Annotated in this window: 25 protein-coding genes; 10 read left to right on the top strand and 15 right to left on the bottom strand. The window is 72.1% G+C overall.

The annotated features are described in order from the left end of the window. The first annotated feature begins 124 nt into the window (after positions 1-124). The gene (locus ACWZEH_RS23080) at positions 125-1,033 is read left to right on the top strand and encodes an alpha/beta fold hydrolase (protein ID WP_456199784.1); all 909 of its coding nucleotides are present in this window, start codon (positions 125-127) and stop codon (positions 1,031-1,033) included. On the opposite strand, the gene ACWZEH_RS23075 is transcribed toward ACWZEH_RS23080, so the two are convergent. Then, positions 1,030-1,923, bottom strand: coding sequence for an NYN domain-containing protein (locus ACWZEH_RS23075; protein WP_456193019.1), 894 nt, complete (start codon positions 1,921-1,923; stop codon positions 1,030-1,032). The genes ACWZEH_RS23080 and ACWZEH_RS23075 overlap by 4 nt on opposite strands. A gap of 227 nt (positions 1,924-2,150) precedes the next feature. On the opposite strand from ACWZEH_RS23075, the gene ACWZEH_RS23070 reads away from it, so the two are divergent. Then, positions 2,151-2,303: a hypothetical protein gene (locus tag ACWZEH_RS23070; protein WP_456193018.1), complete on the top strand. Its 153-nt coding sequence runs from the start codon at positions 2,151-2,153 to the stop codon at positions 2,301-2,303. A 149-nt stretch (positions 2,304-2,452) separates the two neighbouring features. On the opposite strand, the gene ACWZEH_RS23065 is transcribed toward ACWZEH_RS23070, so the two are convergent. The 4 genes from ACWZEH_RS23065 to ACWZEH_RS23050 form a co-directional block, all read right to left on the bottom strand. Beyond that, entirely contained in the window at positions 2,453-3,058 is a 606-nt protein-coding gene (locus ACWZEH_RS23065) for a MarC family protein (RefSeq protein ID WP_456193017.1), read from the bottom strand. Positions 3,059-3,272: 214 nt separating this feature from the next. Next, positions 3,273-4,130 carry a PHP domain-containing protein gene (locus ACWZEH_RS23060; RefSeq protein ID WP_456193016.1) on the bottom strand — a complete coding sequence of 286 codons (858 nt, stop codon included), beginning with the start codon at positions 4,128-4,130 and terminating at the stop codon, positions 3,273-3,275. A gap of 167 nt (positions 4,131-4,297) precedes the next feature. Then, positions 4,298-4,942: a DUF6758 family protein gene (locus ACWZEH_RS23055; protein ID WP_456193015.1), complete on the bottom strand. Its 645-nt coding sequence runs from the start codon at positions 4,940-4,942 to the stop codon at positions 4,298-4,300. 234 nt (positions 4,943-5,176) lie between these two features. Further along, complete coding sequence (locus tag ACWZEH_RS23050; protein WP_456193014.1) at positions 5,177-5,761, bottom strand: suppressor of fused domain protein; 585 nt, start codon at positions 5,759-5,761, stop codon at positions 5,177-5,179. 578 nt (positions 5,762-6,339) lie between these two features. Between ACWZEH_RS23050 and ACWZEH_RS23045 the strand changes: the two genes are divergently transcribed. Next, positions 6,340-7,458: a magnesium and cobalt transport protein CorA gene (locus ACWZEH_RS23045; RefSeq protein WP_456193013.1), complete on the top strand. Its 1,119-nt coding sequence runs from the start codon at positions 6,340-6,342 to the stop codon at positions 7,456-7,458. Between the two features lie 77 nt (positions 7,459-7,535). Continuing rightward, positions 7,536-8,057 carry a hypothetical protein gene (locus ACWZEH_RS23040; protein ID WP_456193012.1) on the top strand — a complete coding sequence of 174 codons (522 nt, stop codon included), beginning with the start codon at positions 7,536-7,538 and terminating at the stop codon, positions 8,055-8,057. A gap of 21 nt (positions 8,058-8,078) precedes the next feature. Here ACWZEH_RS23040 and ACWZEH_RS23035 read toward each other — a convergent pair whose 3' ends face one another. After that, positions 8,079-8,867 (bottom strand): hypothetical protein, encoded by a 789-nt coding sequence (locus ACWZEH_RS23035; RefSeq protein WP_456193011.1) that lies wholly within the window; start codon positions 8,865-8,867, stop codon positions 8,079-8,081. Positions 8,868-9,135: 268 nt separating this feature from the next. Here ACWZEH_RS23035 and ACWZEH_RS23030 point away from each other — a divergent pair, with 268 nt between their 5' ends. Genes ACWZEH_RS23030 through ACWZEH_RS23020 form a run of 3 tightly spaced genes read left to right on the top strand, consistent with a single transcriptional unit; the run spans position 9,136 to position 12,383 of the window. Next, the gene (locus tag ACWZEH_RS23030) at positions 9,136-10,566 is read left to right on the top strand and encodes a magnesium transporter MgtE N-terminal domain-containing protein (protein ID WP_456193010.1); all 1,431 of its coding nucleotides are present in this window, start codon (positions 9,136-9,138) and stop codon (positions 10,564-10,566) included. After that, entirely contained in the window at positions 10,556-11,206 is a 651-nt protein-coding gene (locus ACWZEH_RS23025; RefSeq protein ID WP_456193009.1) for a DUF1003 domain-containing protein, read from the top strand. The genes ACWZEH_RS23030 and ACWZEH_RS23025 overlap by 11 nt, the downstream gene beginning before the upstream one ends. Before the next feature lie 43 nt (positions 11,207-11,249). Continuing rightward, positions 11,250-12,383, top strand: coding sequence for an Mrp/NBP35 family ATP-binding protein (locus tag ACWZEH_RS23020; RefSeq protein ID WP_456193008.1), 1,134 nt, complete (start codon positions 11,250-11,252; stop codon positions 12,381-12,383). 143 nt (positions 12,384-12,526) lie between these two features. On the opposite strand, the gene ACWZEH_RS23015 is transcribed toward ACWZEH_RS23020, so the two are convergent. The 5 genes from ACWZEH_RS23015 to sigE all read right to left on the bottom strand — a co-directional run bounded on the left by ACWZEH_RS23015 (position 12,527) and on the right by sigE (position 17,962). Beyond that, positions 12,527-13,204: a hypothetical protein gene (locus ACWZEH_RS23015; RefSeq protein ID WP_456193007.1), complete on the bottom strand. Its 678-nt coding sequence runs from the start codon at positions 13,202-13,204 to the stop codon at positions 12,527-12,529. 248 nt (positions 13,205-13,452) lie between these two features. Further along, entirely contained in the window at positions 13,453-13,911 is a 459-nt protein-coding gene (locus tag ACWZEH_RS23010) for a sec-independent translocase (protein WP_456193006.1), read from the bottom strand. Between the two features lie 235 nt (positions 13,912-14,146). Continuing rightward, the gene (locus ACWZEH_RS23005) at positions 14,147-16,060 is read right to left on the bottom strand and encodes a S1C family serine protease (protein WP_456193005.1); all 1,914 of its coding nucleotides are present in this window, start codon (positions 16,058-16,060) and stop codon (positions 14,147-14,149) included. Positions 16,061-16,232: 172 nt separating this feature from the next. Further along, the gene (locus ACWZEH_RS23000) at positions 16,233-17,249 is read right to left on the bottom strand and encodes an anti-sigma factor family protein (RefSeq protein WP_456193004.1); all 1,017 of its coding nucleotides are present in this window, start codon (positions 17,247-17,249) and stop codon (positions 16,233-16,235) included. After that, positions 17,246-17,962, bottom strand: coding sequence for an RNA polymerase sigma factor SigE (gene sigE / locus ACWZEH_RS22995; protein WP_456193002.1), 717 nt, complete (start codon positions 17,960-17,962; stop codon positions 17,246-17,248). The genes ACWZEH_RS23000 and sigE overlap by 4 nt, the downstream gene beginning before the upstream one ends. 106 nt (positions 17,963-18,068) lie before the next feature. Between sigE and ACWZEH_RS22990 the strand changes: the two genes are divergently transcribed. Beyond that, positions 18,069-18,881 (top strand): O-methyltransferase, encoded by an 813-nt coding sequence (locus tag ACWZEH_RS22990; protein ID WP_456193001.1) that lies wholly within the window; start codon positions 18,069-18,071, stop codon positions 18,879-18,881. Between the two features lie 112 nt (positions 18,882-18,993). Here the strand turns inward: ACWZEH_RS22990 and ACWZEH_RS22985 are convergent, their stop codons facing one another. Both ACWZEH_RS22985 and ACWZEH_RS22980 read right to left on the bottom strand, forming a co-directional pair. Then, positions 18,994-19,161, bottom strand: coding sequence for a DUF3117 domain-containing protein (locus tag ACWZEH_RS22985; protein ID WP_003966491.1), 168 nt, complete (start codon positions 19,159-19,161; stop codon positions 18,994-18,996). 151 nt (positions 19,162-19,312) lie between these two features. Further along, the gene (locus tag ACWZEH_RS22980; protein ID WP_456193000.1) at positions 19,313-19,477 is read right to left on the bottom strand and encodes a hypothetical protein; all 165 of its coding nucleotides are present in this window, start codon (positions 19,475-19,477) and stop codon (positions 19,313-19,315) included. Between the two features lie 63 nt (positions 19,478-19,540). Between ACWZEH_RS22980 and chcB the strand changes: the two genes are divergently transcribed. Further along, positions 19,541-20,344: a 2-cyclohexenylcarbonyl CoA isomerase gene (gene chcB / locus ACWZEH_RS22975; protein ID WP_456192999.1), complete on the top strand. Its 804-nt coding sequence runs from the start codon at positions 19,541-19,543 to the stop codon at positions 20,342-20,344. Positions 20,345-20,397: 53 nt separating this feature from the next. Here the strand turns inward: chcB and ACWZEH_RS22970 are convergent, their stop codons facing one another. Together ACWZEH_RS22970 and ACWZEH_RS22965 are read right to left on the bottom strand one after the other, a co-directional pair. After that, complete coding sequence (locus ACWZEH_RS22970) at positions 20,398-20,982, bottom strand: DNA-3-methyladenine glycosylase I (protein ID WP_456192998.1); 585 nt, start codon at positions 20,980-20,982, stop codon at positions 20,398-20,400. After that, positions 20,979-21,341, bottom strand: coding sequence for a DivIVA domain-containing protein (locus tag ACWZEH_RS22965; RefSeq protein WP_456192997.1), 363 nt, complete (start codon positions 21,339-21,341; stop codon positions 20,979-20,981). Before ACWZEH_RS22965 ends, ACWZEH_RS22970 begins: the two co-directional genes overlap by 4 nt. 161 nt (positions 21,342-21,502) lie before the next feature. Between ACWZEH_RS22965 and folP the strand changes: the two genes are divergently transcribed. Then, on the top strand, positions 21,503-22,363 hold the full coding sequence (folP, locus tag ACWZEH_RS22960) for a dihydropteroate synthase (RefSeq protein ID WP_456192996.1): 861 nt from the start codon (positions 21,503-21,505) through the stop codon (positions 22,361-22,363). The last annotated feature ends 153 nt before the right edge of the window (positions 22,364-22,516 follow it).

The raw sequence follows: 22,516 nt of genomic DNA, 5'->3' as shown, positions 1-22,516 counted from the left end.
ACCCCGCACGCCCCGCGGCGCCCGCTACCCTCACCCCGTGACCAGCCACCCCGCTCCCGCTCCCGCTCCCCCTCCTTCTCCTTCCCCTGTTGTCACCTCCCCCTCTCCCTCTCCCTTCTCCACGCTGCCGGCCGGCGCTCGGGCGTACCGGCTCCGCACCGCCCGCGGGGAGTTCGCCGTCGTCGACGTGCCGCCGGCCGACAGGCTCGAGCCGAAGGGGGTCGTGCTGTCGCTGCCCGGGTTCACGGGGAGCAAGGAGGACTTCACGCTGGTGCACGGGCCGCTCGCCGCACGCGGGTACCGCAGCGTCGCCGTGGACGGGCGGGGACAGTACGAGTCGGACGGGCCCCTGGACGACGAGTCCGCGTACGCGCGGGCGGAACTGGCGCGGGACGTGCTCGCGCAGGCGGAGGCGCTCGGCGCTCCGCGTGGAGCGGACGTACCGCTGCATCTGGTCGGACACTCGCTCGGCGGCCAGATCGCCCGCGCTGCGGTGCTCGAGGACCACTCCCCCTTCCGTTCGCTCACCCTGATCTCGTCCGGTCCCGCCCGGATCTCGGTCTCCCAGGAGCAGCGCGTGAAGCTGCTGCGGGACGCGCTCTCCCACATGACGATGGCGGAGTGCTGGGAGGCGGTCCTGGCCCTGGGCCCGCCGGAGGAGGTCGGTGGGCCCGCGCGCGGGATCGGCGGCCAGGAGCATCTGCGCCGCCGCTGGCTGGGCACCAGCCCCGCTCAACTACTTGCTACGGGGCTGCAGTTGTGCGTGGAGCCGGATCTGGTCGCCGAACTGGCCGCCGTACCCATGCCGTTCCACGTGCTGTCGGGTGCGCACGACGACACCTGGCCGGTGCCGGACCTCGACTCCATGGCCGTACGCCTGAACGCGCACCGCACGGTCGTCGCCGGGGCCGAACACTCCCCCGCCGTCGACCGGCCCGAGCCCACCGCGCAAGCCCTCGCCGACTTCTGGGACGGCCTCCAGTCCCGCCCCACCGGCAGCGCCGGCATCACCGCCCCCGGGCCCCTCGCCTAGTACTGCGCCTGGAGGTGGGCCCAGAAGCCGTCGCGCAGGGCGCGTCGCAGGTCGGCCTGGCCTCGCAGGGAGTACTGCAGCAGTCCTTCGGCCTCCACCAGCAGGTCCTGGTCGACCGAGCCGGGCAGATAGGGGTGGCCCGGCAGTAGTTCCACCAGCGAGTCCCGCCCGCGTTCGGAGAGCCACTTCGCGGCGATCTGCGCGCCGACGAAGCGGACGTCCTCGCGGGCGGGCCGGCCCGTCGCGGGCTCGTACATGGGGCCCGTGCGCCGGGAGACGTACGGCTTGAAGAAGTCGAGGTCGAAGGTGCGCTGGCTGTCGACCTCCCAGAGCAGGGGCTCGGCCTGGTTTCGGCCCTCGGGCGCCTCTATGCCCCAGAGGTGGACCCGGGCGCCGTACCCCTGGGCGGCCTCGACCGCCGAGACCAGGTCCTCGTCGCCGCCCAGCAGGGCCGCGTCGCTGATGGCGCGGTGCCGGGCCAGTGACTCCAGGTCGGAGCGGATCAGGGAGTCGACGCCCTTCTGCTGGTTGTTGGCGTTGAGGTTGCCCAGGCGGACCTTGACGTCGGGGAGCTCGGCGACGGTCTGCTGCTCGGCGGTGTGGATACGGCGCCTGGCGCCGTCGTACCAGTAGACGCGCAGCAGTCTGCTGTCCGCGAAGATGGTGCGGGCCCGGTCGATGAGCGCGTCGATGAGCCCCTCGGCGTCGAGGTCGAAGGCCCGGCGGTCCTCCGTGCCGGCGACCAGCCGCCCCGCCGCCGCGTACAGATAGCCCGCGTCGACGAAGATCGCGTGCGTGGAGGGCGTCTTCGCCACCTCGGCGAGCATGCGCTGGAGCAGCTCGTTCGTGCGGTCGATACGGGAGTTCAGGTCCGCCAGGTCGTCGTTCATCGCTTCCATTGTCCCGGCGGTCACTGTGCGAACACAACCGGTCCCGGTCGGTCTCCCGCGAAACCCTTACTCGTCAGTATTTAGTCGATCGAAGAATTTCCTTAGCGTAGGGAATGTTTGCAGGGGGCAACTCGTTGAGCACTGATGGAACACGGGCCGTTTCGGACCGTGGCCGACCACCCCAGTAGTTCTCCTTCAGGAGGATGACCAGACGAAGGGAGAAGCCCTTGCGCTTCGAAATCATGCGACTCGACGACATCGACGGCACCGCCGTGGACACCACCGTCGTGGACGCCGCCTCCGTCAACCGCATCGTGCAGCAGGCCGCCGCCATCGGGCAGCGCCTGTGGATCCGCCCGGCCGGCACACCGGCCTCATAACGCAGGACGCCGGGTCCGCACCGACCTTCCGAAGCCCCCGTACCGCCATCGCCGGATACGGGGGCTTCGCGCGTCCCGCGCGCTGCCGCGCGGCGCGGCCGGCACGGGGCGGCCGGCACGGTGCGGTCGACACGGTGCGGTCGGCACGGTCAACCGCCCTGGACCACCTGCGTGACCCCGTTGATGATCTGCTGGACGGCGATCGCGGAGAGCATCATGCCCGCGAGCCGCGTCACCAGGACCACCCCGCCGTCCTTGATGACCCTGATGATCAGCAGCGAGTACCGCATCACCAGCCACAGCACGACGTGGATGGCGAGGATCGCCGCCCACACCGACACCTGGGCCGTGCCGCTGTCGGCCTTCTGCACGGCGAGGATGACCGACACGATCGCGCCGGGCCCGGCCAGCAGCGGCATGCCGAGCGGGACCAGAGCGACGTTGACGTCCTTGGTCTGCTGGGGCTCGTCGGTCTTGCCGGTGAGCAGGTCGAGTGCGATCAGCAGGAGCAGCAGCCCGCCCGCGATCATCAGCGCGGGCACGGACACGTGCAGGTAGTCGAGGATCTGCTGCCCGATCAGCCCGAACAGGACGATCACGCCACCGGCCACGCAGACGGCCTGGAAGGCCATCCGCTTCTGCACCTTGGCGGGCCGGCCCGCGGTCAGGGCCAGGAAGATCGGGGTGATCCCGGGGGGATCCATGATGACGAAGAGGGTCAGGAAGAGGGAGCCGAAGACGGCGACGTCGAACATGACTGCCTTGCTGTGAAACGAGTGAGGGAAGAGGGGTGAAGAGGAGTCAGGAGGGGTGGGCGAGCCGCGAGCAGGGGGCACCGGAAGGACGCGTATTCAGAAGCGCTCGATGCGCAGGCCCGGAGCGAGGAGCCTCAAGGAGCGGAAAGCCCGGGAGGAAAGCGGGCGCCGCCCCCTGCGAGGGGCGGAGCCCAAGGGCGTACGGGCGGGCGGCTCAGACGCCGCCGGCCCCCGGCACCGGGAACGCGCCGGTCGCACGGCGTGTGATCTCGCCGTACACCTCGGGGTCCGTGGTGAACTCCCCGGGCACGCAGTTCTTCCGGCTGCCGTGGTAGTCGCTGGACCCGGTCACGAGCAGTCCCAGTTCCTTCGCGAGGCCCCGCAGCCGCGCCCGGGTGTCGGGGTCGTGGTCCATGTGGTCGACCTCGATGCCGTCGAGACCGGCCCCGGCCAGTTCGGCGATGGCGGACTCCGGCACGGTCCGGCCGCGCTTGCTCGCGGCCGGGTGGGCGAACACCGCCACCCCGCCCGCGCCCTTGACCAGGCGGAGCGCTTCGAAGGGGTCGGTCTCGTGCTTCGTCATGTGGGCCCGGCCGCCGTCGGCCAGCCACTGCGGGGTGAACGCGTCGTTCACCGTCTCCACCACACCCAGCTCGACGAGTGCCGTGGCGATGTGCGGGCGGCCCACCGAGCCGTCGCCGGCGATCCGCGCGACCCGCTCCCAGGTGACGGGCACCCCCAGATCGTTCAGCTTGGCGACCATGCCCCGGGCCCGCGGCACCCGGTCGTCCCGGACCAGCTCGCGCTCGGCGAGCAGCGCCGGTTCCTCGGGATCGAAGAGGTAGGCCAGCATGTGCATGCTGATGCCGTCGTAGCGGCAGGAGAGCTCGGCGCCGGTCACCAGCGTGAGCCCCGCGGGGAGTGCGGCGAGGGCCTCGGCGTGTCCGCGGGTGGTGTCGTGATCGGTCAGCGCGACGACGTCGAGACCGGCGGCGGCCGCCGCTCGTACCAGCTCGGCCGGGGAGTCCGTACCGTCGGACGCGGTGGAGTGGGTGTGCAGATCGATACGCACGACGCGTGGCTCCAAGCGGTGACGGGCGGACGGGGACGCTTCAGGATAACCGCACTTCCACACGTCCACGTCACACCCGAACCCGCCCGGCGCCCCCTACACGCGCACTCCCCCCTGTCCGCGCACTCCGCGTCGACGCGCCCCTCCGGCCCTCCCGCCGCCGCGGGTCACGGCGCCTCCATCAGCCGCGGCGACAGCGCGCCACAGGGCACCAGCTCCACCTCGGCCCCGGCGTCCCGCAGGTCGGTGAGGACCAGTTCGTCGTACATCAGGAGCCCGGACTGCTCGGGCCACACCACCGCCCACAGCCACATCCCGAGCGCCTCGCCCGCGAAGACGGCCCGGTCGTCCGGCGTCTTGGAGACGTGCCAGAGCGGGGTCGGGCGGCCGGCGGCCAGCACCTTGGTGTCGGCGGGCTTCTCGACGTCCAGGTACGGCCCCGGGTCCGGGCCGTCGACTCCCGCGTAGCGCGCGCCGAGTCCGACGCCGAGTTCCTCGGCCACCAGGATCAGCTCGCCCATGCCGCCGAGCGGCCCGGGGCCGGTGCACGCGACGGCGCTGGCACGGCCGCCGCTGCGGTCGTCACCGGCGCTGGCCACACCGCTGAACAGCCAGCCCACCGGCAGCGGCCACGGCATCCACACCGGCACCTGGGTGCGGTGCACGACGACGTCGAGAGCCTCGACGCTCGGCGGTATCACGGGCTGGACCGGATGTACTATGCCGTGCGCATCGCACTGCCAGGCATCGGAGAAGAGGCCGGGAGCCCTGACCCGGCCACCACACTTCGGGCAACTGGGTTCGCCCCTCATAAGGCCCCACGGTCCTACCCTCGCACCGCCACGTCAAGGACGATCACCCGTTCGGACCGAACCGGTCGTCCACCACGGCCGAGGCCGGCCCACCCGCCCCCCGACCGTGCTCCCGGCCGGCACCGGGCCGCCGCGGTCCTCGCCAACCGGGCCGTCGCGACTCGGCGTTGACGGGTCGGCACAGGTGAGCTTGCTCACCCCGGCGAGCGGCCGCCCGCCCCGCCGGGGAGCCGTTCAGTCCAGCGCGACGGAGGCGCGGGCGGGGTGTCTCAGGTCCGTCTCCCGGGTCAGCCAGCGCTCCTGGAGAGCCTGGGCGCCGTGCACCCGCTTCCAGGCGGCCTCGTTCGGCGTCATGGGCAGCAGCGGCAGGAACCGTACGGGCTCCATGGGCTCGTCGAGCGCCAGGTCCTCCACCAGACCGCCCGGCTCGGCGACCAGCACCGAGGTGAACGGGGCCCCGGGCCACAGCGGTTCACCGACGTCCAGGGAGGCACCGGGGGCCACGACCACGCCCTCGACCTGGGGGGACGCGGCGAGCACGGCGAGCGGGCGGAGCACCTTGTCGGTGTCGGCGAGACCGGTCCGTACCGACAGCACGAGTTCCGCGCGCGGGCCCGCGACCGGGTCCGCGATCACCGCCGTGGGGTCGGCCATGGGCTGCGCGGACATGCCGAGGGTGGCGTAGCGCACGATGTCGCCCTCCTGGAAGCGCAGCACCTCGACGCGGTCCGTACCCAGGAAGGTGACCGCCGCGCGCGCGTCCGGTTCACCCAGAGCGGTACGCAACCGGGCTTCGACCAGAGGAAGAACATCTGCCATGCGGCGAGCATAGAACTCGTCGGCGGCAGGCGAAGCGGCGCCTTGACACAGCGGTCGGCTGCTAGTGTGGCCCGGAGGTTCGGGGCAGCACGCAGTAGGCCCCCAGGCAACGCCCAGGCCGTCAGGGCATTTTCAGGGCACTGGGAGAGTCCGCCGGAGCCCCGGTACCGCTGTGACGCTCCCCCTGTGGGGGAATCCCCCCAGGGGGTCAGGATCGTCCCTCACGGGGGACCGGCCGGAGGAGGTGGGGCTGGCATGGACCGAAGTCGACCGTGCAGTAGCACCCGCTCTTCCACCCGTTGATGTAGCTGCTCCGTTCCGGCTGCCACCTCGCATCATCGCGTCTTCATCGGAAGAGCGTTTCGTTTCGTCCCGTCTGATCTGCCCCAGTAGCTGCATCAGCGACGAGACTCGCCACCGCGACGATGCGGTGCTCCCCGCTTTGTGGACGTGCCAAACATCCCCTGCCCCGGCTTTCCCGGAGGCCGGGTCGTCTCTTGGTCAGGACGTCCTCATTCCGGGTGGTTCCACCCGTTGCACCGGCGCCTTTCGTTGCCCGTTTCGCGAAGGAGCCCGCCATGTCGATGATCCGCGACCTGCGCGCCGTGGTCCGTCCCACCCGTGTCTCGCTGCGCAAGGAGAGCAACTCCCCGTACGACACCACCCGTGATCCGGCGACGGCCACCGCGGTCGTCGACTGCGCCATCTACCGCGACGGCCGGCGCGTGGAGACCGACAGCCCGCTCACCCCGCAGGAGGCGATGCGCCTGGTGCGCCGTGACTCGGGCTTCGTGTGGATCGGCCTGCACGAGCCGACCGAGGACGAATTCTCCGGCGTCGCCCGCGAGTTCGGGCTGCACCCGCTGGCCGTGGAGGACGCCGTCCAGGCCCATCAGCGGCCCAAGCTGGAGCGTTACGACGACTCGCTCTTCACGGTCTTCAAGACCATCCACTACCTCGACCACGACCGGCTCAACTCCAGCAGCGAGGTCGTCGAGACCGGTGAGGTGATGTGCTTCACCGGCCGGGACTTCTTCATCACCGTCCGGCACGGCGGCCAGGGCTCCCTGCGTGGTCTGCGGCACCGTCTCCAGGAGGACCCCGAGCTGCTGGCCAAGGGCCCCTCCGCGGTCCTGCACGCCATCGCCGACCACGTCGTCGACGGCTACATCGCGGTCACCGACGCGGTGCAGGACGACATCGACGAGGTGGAGACGGAGGTGTTCTCGCCGGGCCGGGGAGGCACCCCGCGCGGCACCGACGCCGGACGGATCTACCAGCTCAAGCGTGAGGTGCTGGAGTTCAAGCGGGCGGTGTCGCCGCTGCTGCGGCCCATGCAGCTGCTGAGCGAGCGGCCGATGCGGCTGATCGACCCGGAGATCCAGAAGTACTTCCGGGACGTCGCCGACCACGTGGCCCGGGTGCACGAGCAGGTGATCGGCTTCGACGAGCTGCTCAACTCCATTCTCCAGGCCAACCTCGCGCAGGCGTCCGTGGCGCAGAACGAGGACATGCGCAAGATCACCTCGTGGGCCGCCATCATCGCCGTACCGACGATGGTCTGCGGGGTGTACGGCATGAACTTCGACTACATGCCGGAGACGCACTGGAAGTACGGCTATCCGGTGGTCCTCGGTGTGACCGTCGCCCTCTGCCTGGGCATCCACCGCACGCTGAAGCGCAACGGCTGGCTCTGACACCGGCCCCGGGACCGCAGCGGGAACGGGCCCCGGCATCCGGGATCCGGCCCCGCGGCCCTGGATAGGCTGGGCCCATGACAAGTGCGACCAGTGCGCTGTTCGACCGGGCCCTCGTCGAGGAGGCCACCAAGAAGTCCGGCCTCGTCTGGGTCCAGGGACCCGGTGTCCCGGCCCGGCCGCTGTGGCATGTGTGGCACGAGGGTGCGATGTGCCTGGTCGGCGACGGTCCCGGCGAGCAGCCGCTGCCGGGGCTGGTGGACGGCGGGGCGGCCGGGGTGACGGTGCGCAGCAAGGACAAGGGCGGCCGGCTGGTCTCCTGGGCCGCGACGGTCGTGGAGCTGCCCTCCGGCTCCGAGGAGTGGGAGGCGGCGGCCGCCGTGCTCAAGGGCAAGCGGCTCAACGCGCCCGACGGCGAGGCGATGACGGAACGCTGGGCTCGTGAGTGCCGGGTCCTGCGCCTGGAGCCGACCGGGGCGACGGCACCGCTGCCCGACGGCTCCCTGGCCGAGCCCCCGCTGCCGACCCCGGTGACGACCCGGCATCCGGCCCCCGCGGGCCTGCCCCGGCTGCTGGCGGGGCGGAAGAAGCGCCGCTGACCGGCCGCTGCGCCGGTTCTCCTACGACGTCGGGAGCTGCCCCTCGTAATCCAGCGTTTCGTCCTTGGCCGGCCTCTCCAGGGTGAAGTCGGCGCCCCAGGCCGAGAAGGTGAGGGTGCCCGCCTTGCCGGCGCGCACCATGCGCAGTGGGTACGGCTTGCCCTCGAGCGAGACGTCCAGGGTGCCGCCGGAGCCCTTGTCGCCGGTGACGCGGATGCTGCGGACGCCGTCCTGCTCGTGGTGGCCGTCCGTGGCGAGGGCGCCGTGCAGGGTCAGCAGGCTGTCGAGGAGAACGTCCTTGTCCGCGAAGCCGATGAACTTCTTGTACGACGGGTCACCCTCCGGCACCTTCACGTACTTCTCGGCGAGCTTGCCGGCCGCCACCGTGTCCGACGCACCCCCGCCCTCGCCCTTCGCGTCGTCCTCGCCGGCCCCGCCCTCCGCCCGGCCCCAGAACTTGGCGTCGGCCTTCAGGAAGAGTTCGTCGTCGACCTTCAGCAGCCGGAAGGTCTGCCCCCCGGCGGTGACCGATCCGATGCCGCCCTCGGGCTTGAGGCGCATGTCGAGCGCGTACGTACGCCCGCTGGTGACCACGTTCCCGTGCAGTCGCACGGTGTCGACCGACTTGGCGGCCGTCCGCGTCCTGTTCTGGATCTCGGCGGCGGAGAGCCTGCCGACGCCGTTGGTGCCCTTGTTCGGGTCCTCTTCCTCGGAGGAGCATCCCGTGAGCGCCGTTCCGGTCACGAGCAGCACGCACACGGCACCCGCCAGCGTGGCTGTGCGGGAACGGCCCGGGGAGATCGGAGTCACAGGTTGCGCTGCCTCTCTGAGGGGGACCTGAACTGCGTACCGCAGATTACCGGGACCGCACCGGCCCTTTGGAGGCAGTCCGTCCGGACCGGCTCCCGAAGCACCGCCGGTCGGGACGGGCTAGCCTGAAGCCGCCTGAACGGGGCATCCGGACCATCGGAACGGTCCGCGGGGGGAGAAGCGGCAGGACCAGAGCAGGCAGCACGCAGCACGCAGCACAGGCAAGGCGGCACGGCAGCACCGCCCCGTACGAAAAGGAGCCGCCGCCATGGCAGCGGGCGCCCCCCGGTTCTTCGTCTCGCACATCTCCGGCGTCGCCACCTTCGATCCGGCCGGTGACCAGGTGGGGCGTGTGCGTGATCTGGTCGTCATGCTGCGGGTGGGCGGGCGTCCGCCGAGGCTGCTCGGTCTGGTGGTCGAACTCCCCAGCCGGCGCCGCATCTTCCTGCCCATGAACCGGGTGACCGCCGTGCAGTCCGGCCAGGTCATCACCACCGGGGTGCTCAACGTCCGGCGCTTCGAGCAGCGGCCCACCGAGCGGCTCGTCTTCGGCGAGCTCCTGGACCGCAGGGTGACGCTGGTGGAGACCGGTGAGGAGGTCACCGTCCTGGACCTGTCGGTGCATCAGCTGCCGGCCCGCCGGGAATGGGAGATCGACCGGGTGTTCGTCCGCAAGGGCAAGAAGGGGGGAACGTTTCGGCGGGGCAAGGGCGAGACGCTGACCGTCGAGTGGTCGACGGTCACCGGGTTCTCCCTGGAGGAGCAGGGGCAGGGCGCCGAGAGTCTGCTCGCCACGTTCGAGCAACTGCGTCCCGCCGACCTGGCCAACGTCCTGCACCACCTCTCCGCCAAGCGCCGCGCCGAGGTGGCCGCCGCCCTGGACGACGACCGCCTCGCGGACGTGCTGGAGGAGCTGCCCGAGGACGACCAGGTGGAGATCCTCGGCAAGCTGAAGGAGGAGCGCGCCGCCGACGTCCTGGAGGCCATGGACCCGGACGACGCCGCCGACCTGCTCTCCGAGCTGCCCGAGGAGGACAAGGAGCGGCTGCTGAGCCTGATGAAGCCCGGTGACGCGGCCGACATGCGGCGCCTGATGGCGTACGAGGAGCGCACCGCGGGCGGTCTGATGACGACCGAGCCGATCGTGCTCAGGCCCGACGCGACCGTCGCCGACGCCCTGGCCCGCATCCGCAACCCGGACCTGTCCCCGGCGCACGCGGCCCAGATCTACGTGTGCCGTCCGCCGGAGGAGACCCCGACCGGCAAGTACCTGGGCACGGTCCACTTCCAGCGGCTGCTGCGCGACCCCCCGTACACACTGGTCGGCTCGATCATCGACGACGATCTGCAGTCGCTGGCGCCGGATGCGGCGCTGCCCGTGGTCGCCGGGTTCTTCGCCGCGTACGACATGGTGGCGGCGCCCGTGGTCGACGAGACGGGCGCGCTGCTGGGCGCGGTGACGGTGGACGACGTACTGGACCACATGCTGCCGGACGACTGGCGGGAGACCGAGTTCCATCTGAACGACGACGACGTCCCGGACGACACCGGGGGCCCGGACGACACCGGGGGCCCGGACGACACCGGGGGCCCGGAGGGCGCGAGGGGCACGGACGGGAGGGACGGTACCGGTGACGCGGACGGCAGGGACGTCAGGGACGTCAGGGACGACGAGGAGGTGGTGACCGATGACACCTGAGCGCGACGGCGTGCGCGAGCAGCGTCAGCCCGCGGGAGCCACGGCCTCCGGCCACCGGCCGCGTACGCCCCGGCTGGACCAGCCGCTCCCGCCCGGGCGCCGGCTGCTGCCCGAGTGGGACCCGGAGGCCTTCGGACGCCTGTCGGAGCGGATCGCGCGGTTCCTGGGGACCGGGCGGTTCATCGTCTGGATGACGGTCGTCATCATCGTGTGGCTGGTGTGGAACGTGGCCGCGCCCGAGGAACTGCGCTTCGACGAGTACCCGTTCATCTTCCTGACCCTGATGCTGTCCCTCCAGGCCTCGTACGCCGCCCCGCTGATCCTGCTCGCGCAGAACAGGCAGGACGACCGCGACCGGGTCAACCTGGAGCAGGACCGCAAGCAGGACGAGCGGGTGATCGCGGACACCGAGTACCTGACACGGGAGATCGCCGCCCTGCGGATCGGGCTCGGGGAGGTCGCGACGCGCGACTGGATCCGCTCGGAGCTCCAGGACGTGATGAAGGAACTCGAGGGACGGCAGAACGGACACCGGGCCCACCAGGACCACCAGGACCACCAGGACCACCAGGACCACCAGGACACAATCGCGACGATGCGGGCACAACGGCCTCCGGGACGTGACGCAGACGACCGGTAGCGGGCTTACCGGGGGACGTACCGGGCGCCGTACCATCGACACCATGGCTACGGAAGACGCGGTGCGCGAGGCACTGGCGACGGTGAACGACCCCGAGATCAACCGGCCCATCACCGAACTCGGGATGGTCAAATCGGTGGAGATCGGTGCGGACGGGGCGGTCGCGGTCACCGTGTACCTGACGGTCTCCGGCTGCCCGATGCGGGACACGATCACGCAGCGGGTGACGGAGGCGGTCTCCCGGCTCGAAGGCGTCACCCGGGTCGACGTCACGCTGGACGTGATGAGCGACGAACAGCGCAAGGAGCTGGCGAACGCCCTGCGCGGCGGCCAGGCCGAGCGCGAGGTGCCCTTCGCCAAGCCGGGCAGCCTGACCCGGGTGTACGCGGTCGCCTCCGGCAAGGGCGGGGTCGGCAAGTCGTCGGTGACGGTGAACCTGGCGGCGGCGATGGCGGCCGACGGCCTGAAGGTGGGCGTCGTGGACGCCGACATCTACGGTCACTCGGTGCCGCGCATGCTGGGTGCCGACGGGCGTCCGACCCAGGTCGAGAACATGATCATGCCGCCGTCCGCGCACGGCGTGAAGGTCATCTCCATCGGCATGTTCACCCCGGGCAACGCGCCGGTGGTGTGGCGCGGCCCGATGCTGCACCGCGCGCTGCAGCAGTTCCTGGCGGACGTGTACTGGGGCGACCTGGACGTGCTGCTGCTCGACCTGCCGCCGGGCACCGGCGACATCGCGATCTCCGTCGCCCAGCTCGTGCCGAACGCCGAGATCCTGGTCGTCACCACGCCTCAGCAGGCGGCGGCCGAGGTGGCCGAGCGGGCGGGCTCCATCGCCGTGCAGACCCACCAGAAGATCGTCGGCGTGGTCGAGAACATGTCCGGCCTGCCCTGCCCGCACTGCGGCGAGATGGTCGACGTCTTCGGTACCGGTGGCGGCCAGTCGGTGGCCGACGGGCTGACCCGCACCACGGGGGCAGGCGTTCCGGTGCTCGGCTCCATCCCCATCGACGTGCGCCTGCGCGAGGGCGGCGACGAGGGAAGGCCGGTCGTCCTGACCGACCCGGAGTCCCCGGCGGGTTCGGCGCTGCGCTCGATCGCCGGCAAGCTCGGCGGGCGCCAGCGCGGCCTGGCGGGCCTGGCGCTGGGTATCACGCCGAGGAACAAGTTCTGAGCGCTCCAGGGGCCCGTACGGGGCCGTGAACGCGCCGTGGTCCGCTGTGCCGCAGGGCGCCGTCCGTCGGGGCGGCGCCCTGCGCCGTAGGGGGCATCCGTACGGGGATGCCCGTGCGGGACGACAGCCGTACGCTCCGCGGCTCAGACGGCCGCGTAGGCGGCGATGTCCTCGACCACGGCGAAACCCAGGCCGTACGCGCTCATGCCCCGGCCGTACGCGCCGACGTGCACGCCCGCCCGCGTCGACCCCGCGAGCACCCAGCCGAACTCGGACTCCCGGTAGTGGAACGGCGTCGGCACCCCGTCCACCGGGAGGGACAGCGTCGACCAGTCCGGCCCGTCGAGGTCGTCCGCCAGCACCCAGGCCGTCTCCGTCTGCTGCTCCAGCCAGTCGTCGCGCAGGGAGTGGTCCATCTGGCCCGGCCAGGTGAACGACAGCAGCCCCACTCCGGCCAGCCAGGCGGCGGAGGACACCGAGGTGGCCTCCATCAGACCGGTGCCGTCCGCACTGCGGCGCACCGGGTTCGCGGCCACCGTCACGACGACCGCGAACTTCTCCTTCGCGTCCTGGCCGGTCTGGGCCGTGTACTCGCTGCGGACCGAGGGCTCGTCACCGTGCCCGGTCGACCCGTGCTCGACGGCCCCGTCGGCCGCGGTGCCGACCTGCATCAGCCAGCGCCGCCCCGTGAACGCCTCGTCGAGGCCGTACCACGGGAAGGGCGCGCTCAGGTAGCCGTCGACCGTACGCCGGCCGAAGGGGACCTGTCGTCCACCCTCCGCGGCCGACGCCTGCGCGACTGCCCGACTCGTCGTCTCCATGCCCGGACGCCTCCTCGCTCTCGTCGGACCGGGGGCGGCCCGCCCCCCTTCGGGCGTACTCGTCCGGACCGCACAACAACTCGGGCAGCATAGCCACCTCGTGGGCGCGCGCCGGGAAACCGCCCGGCGCGTGGGCCGCGCGGACACCCGGTTCAGGCCGTACGGGGGCCTGACGGAGTATGAAACGCGTCACGTACGGGGGTGTACGGGGGCCCTGCCCGGACGGCCACGCAGGGGCTCGGCGGGGCTCAGGTGGCGTCCGCGTCGAAGGGCGGACGGTCGTCGGCGGCCGGCCTCTCGGGCTTCTTCGTCATGTCGAGGCGACCGCCCGCGGCGGGCGCGGGGGAGGCGGCGGAAGACGAGGAGGCCTGGGAGGCCTCGGGGTCGCGGCCGTGGACGGCGTCCGTGACCTCGGTCATCTCCTTCTTCAGGTCGAATCCGCTGCGGATCTCCTTGAGCCCCAGCTCGTCGTTGTCCAGCTGCTTGCGGATGAACGCCTTGGGGTTGAGGTCCTCGAACTCGAAGTCCTTGAACTCCGGACCCAGTTCCTCGCGGATGTCCTGCTTGGCGCTGTCCGAGAAGTCACGGATCTTACGGATCGTCCTGGTCACGTCCTGGATGACCTTGGGGAGCTTTTCCGGACCGAAGACGAGCACGGCGAGGATGACGAGCGTCACCAGCTCGAGCGGTCCTATGTCATTGAACACCTGAAGCTCCTTGCGATGTCCTCGGCCCTCGGCCCTCGGTGGCCAGTGCGTCGACGTGTCCGTGCGTCCGTGCGGTCTTCCGTGGTCCGGGCCGGGTCCACGGTACCCGGCCACCCCGTACGACCGGTACTGTGCCGAGGCCTCCGGCTGCGTGACGCGTACGGTCTTCGCCGGCTGTTCGCCTTCCCTTGCCCTCCGCGCCCGGGTGTCTGCCGCGCTCCGTGCCGTCCTGTGTCTAGTCGCCGCCGGAGGAGCCGAGGACGAGCGAGACCTCGCGCTCCTTGCCGTCCCGTTCCAGGGTGAGCTCCAGGCGGTCTCCCGGACGGTGGGCGCGGGTCTTGACGATGAGTTCCTCACCGGAGTGGACGCGCTGCCCGTCGACCTTCGTGATGACGTCGCCGGCCCTGATCCCGGCCTTGTCCCCGGGTCCGCCGCCGCTGACCGGAGGGCCGCCGTCGCTGCCCCTGGCGCCGACGCGGGCACCGTCGCCGGCGTAGTCCATGTCCAGGGTGATGCCGATCACCGGGTGGGTCGCCCTGCCGGTGTTGATCAGTTCCTCGGCGACGCGCTTGCCCTGGTTGATCGGGATGGCGAAGCCGAGGCCTATGGAACCGGCCTGGCCGCCCTCGGCCTCGCCGCCGCTGTCGGCGGAGCGGATGGCGGAGTTGATGCCGATCACGTGGCCCTCGGCGTCGAGCAGGGGGCCACCGGAGTTGCCGGGGTTGATCGGCGCGTCGGTCTGCAGGGCGTCGACGTAGGACACGTCGCTGCCGTCACCCTGTTCGCCGCCCGCCGTGATGGGGCGCTCGCGCGCGCTGATGATGCCGGCGGTGACCGTGCCGGCCAGGTCGAAGGGGGCGCCGATGGCGACGACGGGGTCGCCCACCTGCGCGTTGTCCGAGTTGCCGAGGGGCAGGGGGGCGAGCCCGCTGACGCCCTTGACCTTCACCACGGCGAGGTCGTAGCCGCTGTCCCGGCCGATGACCGTGGCCTCGGTGGTGTCGCCGCTGTGGAAGGTCACGGTGATCTCGCCGTCGCGTCCGGCGGGCTGCACGACGTGGTCGTTGGTGAGGATGTGTCCGCGGCCGTCGAGCACGAATCCGGTACCGGTGCCCGCCGACGACGCCCCGCTGGCGTGCAGGGTGACGACGCTGGGCAGGGCCTGCGCGGCGATCCCGGCGATGCTTCCGGGTTCCCGTCCGGCGGGCTTGCCCTCGGCCTGCGGGAGTTCCACGGAACCGACACCGCCGTTGCGCTCCAGCTGGGAGCCGACGATCCCGCCGACGCTGCCGGAGGCGAGCGCGACCACCAGCATGAGGCCGACGAGCGTCCTCCTGGCCCGCTTGCGCCGCTGCCCCTCCGTGGCGACCACGCCCCCGGTCTGCTGCAACGGGGCGCTCGCCGCGGCGGCGGCCCAGGGGTCGTAACGTCGCCAGGGGTCGGTCGGCGCCTGGTCGTCCGCCGCCGGAGCGTCCGGGGCCGGGAACACGGCCGCGGGCGCGGGCACGGTTGCGGTTGCGGGGTGGCTCGTGTCCGGGGCGCCGGGCGCGGGCATGCCGTGCGGCAGGGCGCCCGGCTCCGGGGACGGCGCCGGAACCGATGTGCCCTGCGCGGGAGTCGCCGCCGGGTGCTGAACCGGGGGTGCGGGCGCCCAGGGCCCCGGCTCACCGTACGGCGGGGTGCTGTAGGGGTCGGGGTCGTGCAACGGCCGGGGCTGCTCGGACCGGCCTCCGAGGAGACCGGATACGGCGGACCCGGCGGGCCGTACGGGCTCCGCGGTCGCGCCGGGCCCACCCCGCGCGGTGGTTCCCGCGGGCTCGCCGAGGGCACTGGGCCCGGCGACCTCGGCAGACCCGACAGACCCGGCGGGCTCCGTGGCCGCGCCGGACTCACGCGGCCCGGTGGTTCCCGCGGGCTCGACGTCCTCCGGCAGGCCGGGCCCCCTCGTCGTGGCGCTCGGGGGGCGGTGCGGTTCGTAGTCGTCCCCCGTGTCGGCCGGGGGCGTGGCGGGCCGCGCGAGTTCGAAGTCGTCGGAGCCGCTCGACGGCGCCGGGCGCTCCAGTTCGAAGTCCCCGTCCCCGCCGGGCTCGGCCGGCGGCTGTTCCTGCTCCCCCGACGGGCTCGCCTTCGGGGGCTTCCCCTCGTTCATGCTCTCCCCACAGCTGGCCGCAGATCGTCGACTCCGTGGCTCCGTACGCCTGCGCGTAGGAACTCTCCTGGTGCGACGCCCGGCTGCATGGGCCCGGGCGCGCCCCTGGATTCAATCAGGTTCGCACGCCCGTGCGCAGCGGACGCGGTCGGTGCACCGACCGGTGCACCGGTCAGCGGATGGTGCGGGAGGAGGCGACGGGGGCGGGCGCCGCGGTCGCGCCGGCGGAGGGCGCGGAGGAGGCGGGGGGCGACGAGACGGCGGCGACGGGGAAGCCGCCGGGCGGCTTGAGCCCCGGGGCCGTCTCCCACTCCGACAGGGACAGCGGCGCTGTCAGCGGTGCCATCGGTGCCCCGCCTGCCATGACGGGGGTGACCGCCAGGGGGCTGTGGCGCCGGGGGGCGGGCGGTGGCACCCCGGGGAGCAGCGGCGCGGACGCCTGGGTCGGGGCGGCCGGGGTGTCGCCCAGCGTGCCCTGGCCCTGCAGTTGGCCCAGCAGCGGGACGGCACTCCGGCGTCGCTGGGACTCGGGTGCTGTCGCCGCCGTACTGCCCTGGGTGCGCAGCGGCGTCACGTTGCTGCCGTTGCCCGAACCGCGGACCTCCGCGTCGGTGGGGGCGACGGTGACGACGCCGCCGAGGGCGATCGCCGCGAGGGACACCGCTCCCGCCGCCGCGGCGGCGAACCGCATTCCGCGTGAGGAGGACCGGTCCTGCTCGTGCCGGCTGACGTCATGGACGAGGAAACCCCGGTCCGCCCGGTCCACGCCCGACGGGGACGCGAGCAGGGGGGAGGAGCGCCGGGCAGGTGCGTAGGCGAACTCGAACCGCTCGCCGCGCCTGCCGGTCCCGAAGGCTCCGGGCATCCCGCCGAGCTGCACGGGCGGGTCGCCCGGCAGTCCCCCGCCGGCCTTCGGAGAGCCGCCGCCGAGGTCACCGCCCGCGGGAAGGCCCTGGAGGCGGGCCAGGAAGCTCTCGGACGGGGGTGGGGGCGCGACTTGTGCGAAGACGTTCTTCAGGCGGCGCTGCGCGTCCACCTCCGACTTGCACTTCGCGCAGGTGGCGACGTGCGCCAGTACGCGCTCACGCGCGTCGTGACCGAGCTCTCCGTCCACCAGGGCGGAAAGGCGGTCTCCCAGGTGCTGCTCCGCGAGGTGTCCCTCGGCAGGTTTCGGCCATGAACCGCTCACGTGCTCGTGCCCCCTCCCCCCAGTGCGGGGACACGCGGCATGAAGGAGCGGCGCTCCGCACGTGCCTGGGGCGAGCGATGGGCGAGGGCCTTGCGCAGCTGGGAGCGCCCTCGGTGGATCCGGGACCGGACCGTGCCGAGCTTGACGCCGAGGGTCGCGGCGATCTCCTCGTACGACAGTCCCTCGATGTCGCAGAGGACGACCGCGGCGCGGAATTCGGGCGCGAGCGTGTCGAGGGCCTGCTGGACGTCCGCGTCGAAGTGGGTGTCGTTGAAGATCTGCTGGGGTGTGGGCTCCTTGCTGGGGAGCCGCTCGGCCGCGTCGTCGCCCAGCGAGTCGAAACGGATGCGCTGCTTGCGGCGCACCATGTCCAGGAAGAGGTTGGTGGTAATACGGTGCAGCCAGCCCTCGAAGGTGCCCGGCGTGTACGTCGACAGCGAGCGGAAGACGCGGACGAAGACCTCCTGGGTGAGGTCCTCCGCGTCGTGCTGGTTACCGGTGAGACGGTAGGCGAGCCGGTAGACCCGGCCGCTGTGCATGCTGACGATCTCCTCCCACGTGGGCGGAGTCCACGCCTGCCCGTCCGCGTCGGTGGAGAAGCTCGCGGTCTGGGCCGGGTCAGCGGCGTGACTGTGGTCAGCAGCGGTGTCGTTCACGGATTTCGGCCTGCCCGCCGATCCGAGGAAGCGCCTCAGCACTCCCCCCCGATCCATAGGCGCAGCCGCACCTCCCCTGTCGGCTCTGATGGTGTCCGGTGGAGCCCCTACCATAGCCACCTCGCCCGTTAGCTCCGGATAAGCGGTTTTGCGAGAAATTGACATGGGCTGCCACGGCTCGTGGGCCTGCGTCAGCACTTGCTCGGTGTCCTCGCTCATTCGCCCACCCCCCTCCACGGCACACGCCGCTCGCTCTTCCCTTCAAACGACCGGTCCCATCAGTGGGTTCCCGGCGTCAACGGATAAAGTCACGCCGAGGCAACCACGGGGACAGGAGAGGGTCATTACCGCCAACCGGCAGACGAGCTGGGCGTTCGCGGACGCCTATGTCGCCGAGGACGAGGCGCTGCACTGGGCCCGGGACCGGGCCCGTGAGGCAGGGCTGCGCGCGGTGTCGCCCGGTACGGGTGCGGCCCTGCGATTGCTCGCGGCCACCGTGGACGCCAAGGCGGTCGCGGAGATCGGCACCGGCTGCGGCGTCTCCGGGATCCACCTGCTGCACGGTATGCGGCCGGACGGCGTGCTCACCACGGTCGACCAGGAACCGGAGCACCAGCAGTCGGCCCGTCAGGCCTTCCGTACGGCGGGCTTCGCCGCCAACAGGGCCCGCTTCATCCCGGGCCGGGCGCTGGACGTCCTGCCCCGCCTCGCGGACTCCGGCTACGACCTCGTCTTCTGCGACGGCGACCGGCTCGAGTACCAGGACTATCTCGCCGAATCGTTGCGTCTGCTGCGCCCGGGAGGACTGGTCGCCTTCGAAGGTGTCTTCGCGAACGGCCGGACGGTGGACTCCGGCCCGCAGCCCACCGAGGTGCTGCGGCTGCGGGAACTCGTGCGGGCCCTGCGCGAGAGTCAGGAGATGGTGTCGTCCCTGCTGCCCGTGGGTGACGGGCTGCTCTGCGCGGTGAAGCGGTAGCGGACGTCCGTGGATGTGGGCAGTGGACCTCTCTGCCCCTGACCTGTGCAAACAGTCGCCCCGGTGCCGCATGCGGCACCGGGGCGACTGAAGGGGTATGGTCGCTTGCGCGTCAGCCGACGACCTTCTTGAGGGCGTCGCCGAGCGCGTCGGCCTCATCCGGGGTCAGCTCGACGACGAGCCGACCGCCGCCTTCGAGCGGAACGCGCATGACGATGCCCCGCCCCTCCTTGGTCACCTCGAGCGGGCCATCACCCGTTCGCGGCTTCATGGCCGCCATGCTCGTTCCCCTTCCTGAAACCCAGCTCAACCGTCTAAGCCGACGGCCCACTGAAGGGCACCTGCGGTCCTTGAAGCAGGACACACGCCACCGGCATCGAACACATTGCTTCCAGGCCATTATCCCGCATCTCAGGACCCGATGACCAACATCAGTCGGCATCGCTTGGGCAACGCGCGCGAGCAAAACCACTCAATTCGGCGATGTGGCTGCGATACTGCGCCACCGCGCACCGCTCCACCGACGGAAAACGCACCGGAATTCTTTGACGCAGGTCACATGCGGGCTCCGTTCCACCGCCGTCGATCTCCGTCATGCTGTCCTGCACAGGGACGTACTGACGGGTAGGTCCACGAGCCGCGACGCGGAGGGGTACACCATGGCCGACACCGTTCTCTACGAGGTGGGCGACGGACTCGCGACGATCACGCTGAACCGCCCGGAGGCGATGAACGCGCTGAACGTGGCGGCGAAGGTCGCGCTCCGGGACGCGGTCCGGGCCGCCGCGGACGACGACGGTGTACGGGCCGTGCTGCTGACCGCCGCCGGCGACCGGGCGTTCTGCGTCGGGCAGGACCTCAAGGAGCACATCGGGCTGCTGGCCGCCGACCGCGAGGACGGCGGCGAGCGCACGATGAGCACGGTGCGCGAGCACTACAACCCGATCGTGAAGGCGCTCGCCGGGGCCGCGAAGCCGGTGGTCGCCGCGGTGAACGGGGTCGCGGCCGGGGCGGGATTCGGCTTCGCGCTGGCGGCGGACTACCGGATCGTCGCGGACACGGCGGCGTTCAACACGTCGTTCGCGGGGGTCGCGTTGACCGCCGACTCCGGGATCTCCTGGACGCTGCCGCGGGTCGTCGGCCCGAGCCGCGCCACCGACCTGCTGCTCTTCCCCCGCAGCATCACGGCCCAGGAGGCGTACGACCTCGGGATCGCGAACCGGCTGGTCCCGGCCGCCGAGTTGCACGCGGAGGCCCGGAAGACGGCGCGGGCGCTGGCCGCGGGGCCGACGGTGGCGTACGCGGCGCTGAAGGAGTCGGTGGCGTACGGGCTCACCCACTCCCTGGAGGAGGCCCTGGAGAAGGAGGACGAGCTCCAGACCCGGGCGGGTGCCTCCGAGGACCACACGATCGCCGTGCAGGCCTTCGTCAACAAGGAGAAGCCGAAGTACCAGGGGCGCTGACCGGGGGGCGGGGGACCCGGGCGGCCTGCGGCGGGTCTGCCCGCCGCCGCCGCTCAGGCCTGTCGGGCCACGCAGTCCTTCAGGTGGTCGTCGACCAGGCCGCAGGCCTGCATCAGCGCGTACGCCGTGGTCGGGCCGACGAAGCGCAGGCCCTGCTTCTTCAGGGCCTTGGACAGCGCCGTCGACTCGGGGGTGATCGGGGGGACGTCGGCGAGGGCCACCGGGGCCGGCCGGCCGGCCGGGTCGGGGGCATGCGACCAGATCAGGGCATCCAGGTCGCCCGGCGCCCATCCGGCCAGCACCCGCGCGTTGCCCAGGGTCGCGTCGATCTTGGCGCGATTGCGGATGATGCCGGCGTCGGCGAGCAGACGCTCCCGGTCGGCGTCGGTGAACTCCGCGACGGCCGCGATCCGGAAGCCCGCGAAGGCGGTACGGAAGCCCGGACGGCGGCGCAGGATCGTGATCCACGACAGGCCGGACTGGAAGGCCTCCAGGCTGAGGCGCTCGAACAGGGCGTCGTCCCCGTGGACCGGGCGGCCCCACTCCTCGTCGTGGTACGTGATGTAGTCCTCGGCGGACAGGGCCCAGGGGCAGCGCGGGGCGCCGTCCGGGCCGGGGAGGGCGGCTCCGTCGGTCACGGCTGGTCTCCCTCCTGGCGGGCGGCGGGCTCGTCCGGGGCGACGTGGGCCGCGACGGCACGGGCACCGGCCAGCGCTGACTCCATGTCGGCGATCCGGGCGTCGCGCTCGGCGAGTTCGGCGCCGAGGCGGCTCAGCGCGTCGTCCACGTCGGCCATGCGGTAGCCGCGGGCGGCGAGCGGGAAGCGGAGGGCGTCCACGTCCGCGCGGTTGACCGGGCGGTCCAGCGGCAGGGTGTCCCTCAGACGGTCGGGGGCCGCGTCGGGCAGCGGGCCGCTCTCACCGCCGCCCACCACCGCGAGGGTCACCGCGGCGACCACGACGGCGAGCGCGACGACCAGGAACAGGAACATAACCATCGCTGAGGTCCCCAGGGTTGGATCGGGAGGGTCGGATCGGGCCGGAGTCGGATGTGTGGCTCCGATCGTGCCATGCGAGTCTGACAGTCGGGATCACAGGCGGCCGGGGACGGCCGCGGACCGGACCCGACGAGGAACCGAACGAGGAGAGGTCTCAGGGGATGCTCAGGCTGGGCAGGCGGGAATTCGCACCGCACGAGCCGGTGATCATGGCGATCGTGAACCGGACCCCGGACTCCTTCTACGACCGGGGCGCGACCTTCCGCGACGAACCGGCGCTCGCGCGCGTGGAGCGGGCGGTGGCCGAGGGCGCCGCGATCATCGACATCGGCGGGGTGAAGGCCGGGCCGGGCGAGGAGGTGTCCGCCGAGGAGGAGGCCCGGCGGACGGTCGGTTTCGTCGCCGAGGTGCGGCGGCGCTTCCCGGACGTCGTGATCAGTGTGGACACCTGGCGGCACGAGGTCGGCGAGGCCGTGTGCGAGGCGGGGGCGGATGTACTGAACGACGCGTGGGGCGGGGTCGATCCGCGGCTCGCGGAGGTCGCCGCGCGGCACGGCGCCGGGCTGGTGTGCACCCACGCGGGAGGCGCACTGCCGCGGACCCGGCCGCACCGGGTGGAATACGAGGACGTGATGGCCGACATCCTGGACCGGACGCTGGGACTGGCGGAGCGTGCGGTGTCCCTGGGCGTGCCGCGGGAGTCGGTGATGATCGATCCCGGGCACGACTTCGGCAAGAACACCCGGCACAGTCTCGAGGCGACGCGGCGGCTGGACGAGATGGTCGCCACCGGGTGGCCGGTGCTGGTGTCGCTGTCCAACAAGGACTTCGTCGGCGAGACGTTGGACCGGCCGGTCAGGGAACGGCTGCTGGGGACGTTGGCGACGACTGCGGTGTCCGCGTGGCTGGGGGCACGGGTGTACCGGGTGCACGAGGTGGCGGAGACGCGGCAGGTGCTGGACATGGTGGCGTCGATCGCGGGACATCGCCCGCCGGCGGTGGCCCGGCGAGGGCTGGCGTAGGGCTCCGCCCCGGGGGACGGTCGTGCCCCTACGCCCACTTCGTCGGCGCCGCCCCCGGACCCCGGGCACGGGGCTCCGCCCCGTGCCCGCCAGGGGCTCCGCCTCCGGCCCCGGCCTGTGCCCACCCATCACCCGACTCGGTCGGCCAAGAGA

This window comes from Streptomyces yamdrokensis, from assembly GCF_053890455.1.
Note: the sequence above shows the minus strand (reverse complement) of the source record. Positions and strands in the feature narration are given on the sequence as shown.

What these genes read in the sequence shown, in the direction of transcription:
- ACWZEH_RS23075 (WP_456193019.1), bottom strand. Translation starts at nt 1,923, where the DNA reads ATGAACGACGACCTGGCGGACCTGAACTCCCGTATCGACCGCACGAAC.
- ACWZEH_RS23065 (WP_456193017.1), bottom strand. Translation starts at nt 3,058, where the DNA reads ATGTTCGACGTCGCCGTCTTCGGCTCCCTCTTCCTGACCCTCTTCGTC.
- ACWZEH_RS23055 (WP_456193015.1), bottom strand. Translation starts at nt 4,942, where the DNA reads ATGAGGGGCGAACCCAGTTGCCCGAAGTGTGGTGGCCGGGTCAGGGCT.
- ACWZEH_RS23050 (WP_456193014.1), bottom strand. Translation starts at nt 5,761, where the DNA reads ATGGCAGATGTTCTTCCTCTGGTCGAAGCCCGGTTGCGTACCGCTCTG.
- ACWZEH_RS23045 (WP_456193013.1), top strand. Translation starts at nt 6,340, where the DNA reads ATGTCGATGATCCGCGACCTGCGCGCCGTGGTCCGTCCCACCCGTGTC.
- ACWZEH_RS23040 (WP_456193012.1), top strand. Translation starts at nt 7,536, where the DNA reads ATGACAAGTGCGACCAGTGCGCTGTTCGACCGGGCCCTCGTCGAGGAG.
- ACWZEH_RS23030 (WP_456193010.1), top strand. Translation starts at nt 9,136, where the DNA reads ATGGCAGCGGGCGCCCCCCGGTTCTTCGTCTCGCACATCTCCGGCGTC.
- ACWZEH_RS23025 (WP_456193009.1), top strand. Translation starts at nt 10,556, where the DNA reads ATGACACCTGAGCGCGACGGCGTGCGCGAGCAGCGTCAGCCCGCGGGA.
- ACWZEH_RS23020 (WP_456193008.1), top strand. Translation starts at nt 11,250, where the DNA reads ATGGCTACGGAAGACGCGGTGCGCGAGGCACTGGCGACGGTGAACGAC.
- ACWZEH_RS23015 (WP_456193007.1), bottom strand. Translation starts at nt 13,204, where the DNA reads ATGGAGACGACGAGTCGGGCAGTCGCGCAGGCGTCGGCCGCGGAGGGT.
- ACWZEH_RS23005 (WP_456193005.1), bottom strand. Translation starts at nt 16,060, where the DNA reads ATGAACGAGGGGAAGCCCCCGAAGGCGAGCCCGTCGGGGGAGCAGGAA.
- sigE (WP_456193002.1), bottom strand. Translation starts at nt 17,962, where the DNA reads ATGGATCGGGGGGGAGTGCTGAGGCGCTTCCTCGGATCGGCGGGCAGG.
- ACWZEH_RS22990 (WP_456193001.1), top strand. Translation starts at nt 18,069, where the DNA reads ATGGGCTGCCACGGCTCGTGGGCCTGCGTCAGCACTTGCTCGGTGTCC.
- ACWZEH_RS22985 (WP_003966491.1), bottom strand. Translation starts at nt 19,161, where the DNA reads ATGGCGGCCATGAAGCCGCGAACGGGTGATGGCCCGCTCGAGGTGACC.
- ACWZEH_RS22980 (WP_456193000.1), bottom strand. Translation starts at nt 19,477, where the DNA reads ATGACGGAGATCGACGGCGGTGGAACGGAGCCCGCATGTGACCTGCGT.
- chcB (WP_456192999.1), top strand. Translation starts at nt 19,541, where the DNA reads ATGGCCGACACCGTTCTCTACGAGGTGGGCGACGGACTCGCGACGATC.
- ACWZEH_RS22965 (WP_456192997.1), bottom strand. Translation starts at nt 21,341, where the DNA reads ATGGTTATGTTCCTGTTCCTGGTCGTCGCGCTCGCCGTCGTGGTCGCC.
- folP (WP_456192996.1), top strand. Translation starts at nt 21,503, where the DNA reads ATGCTCAGGCTGGGCAGGCGGGAATTCGCACCGCACGAGCCGGTGATC.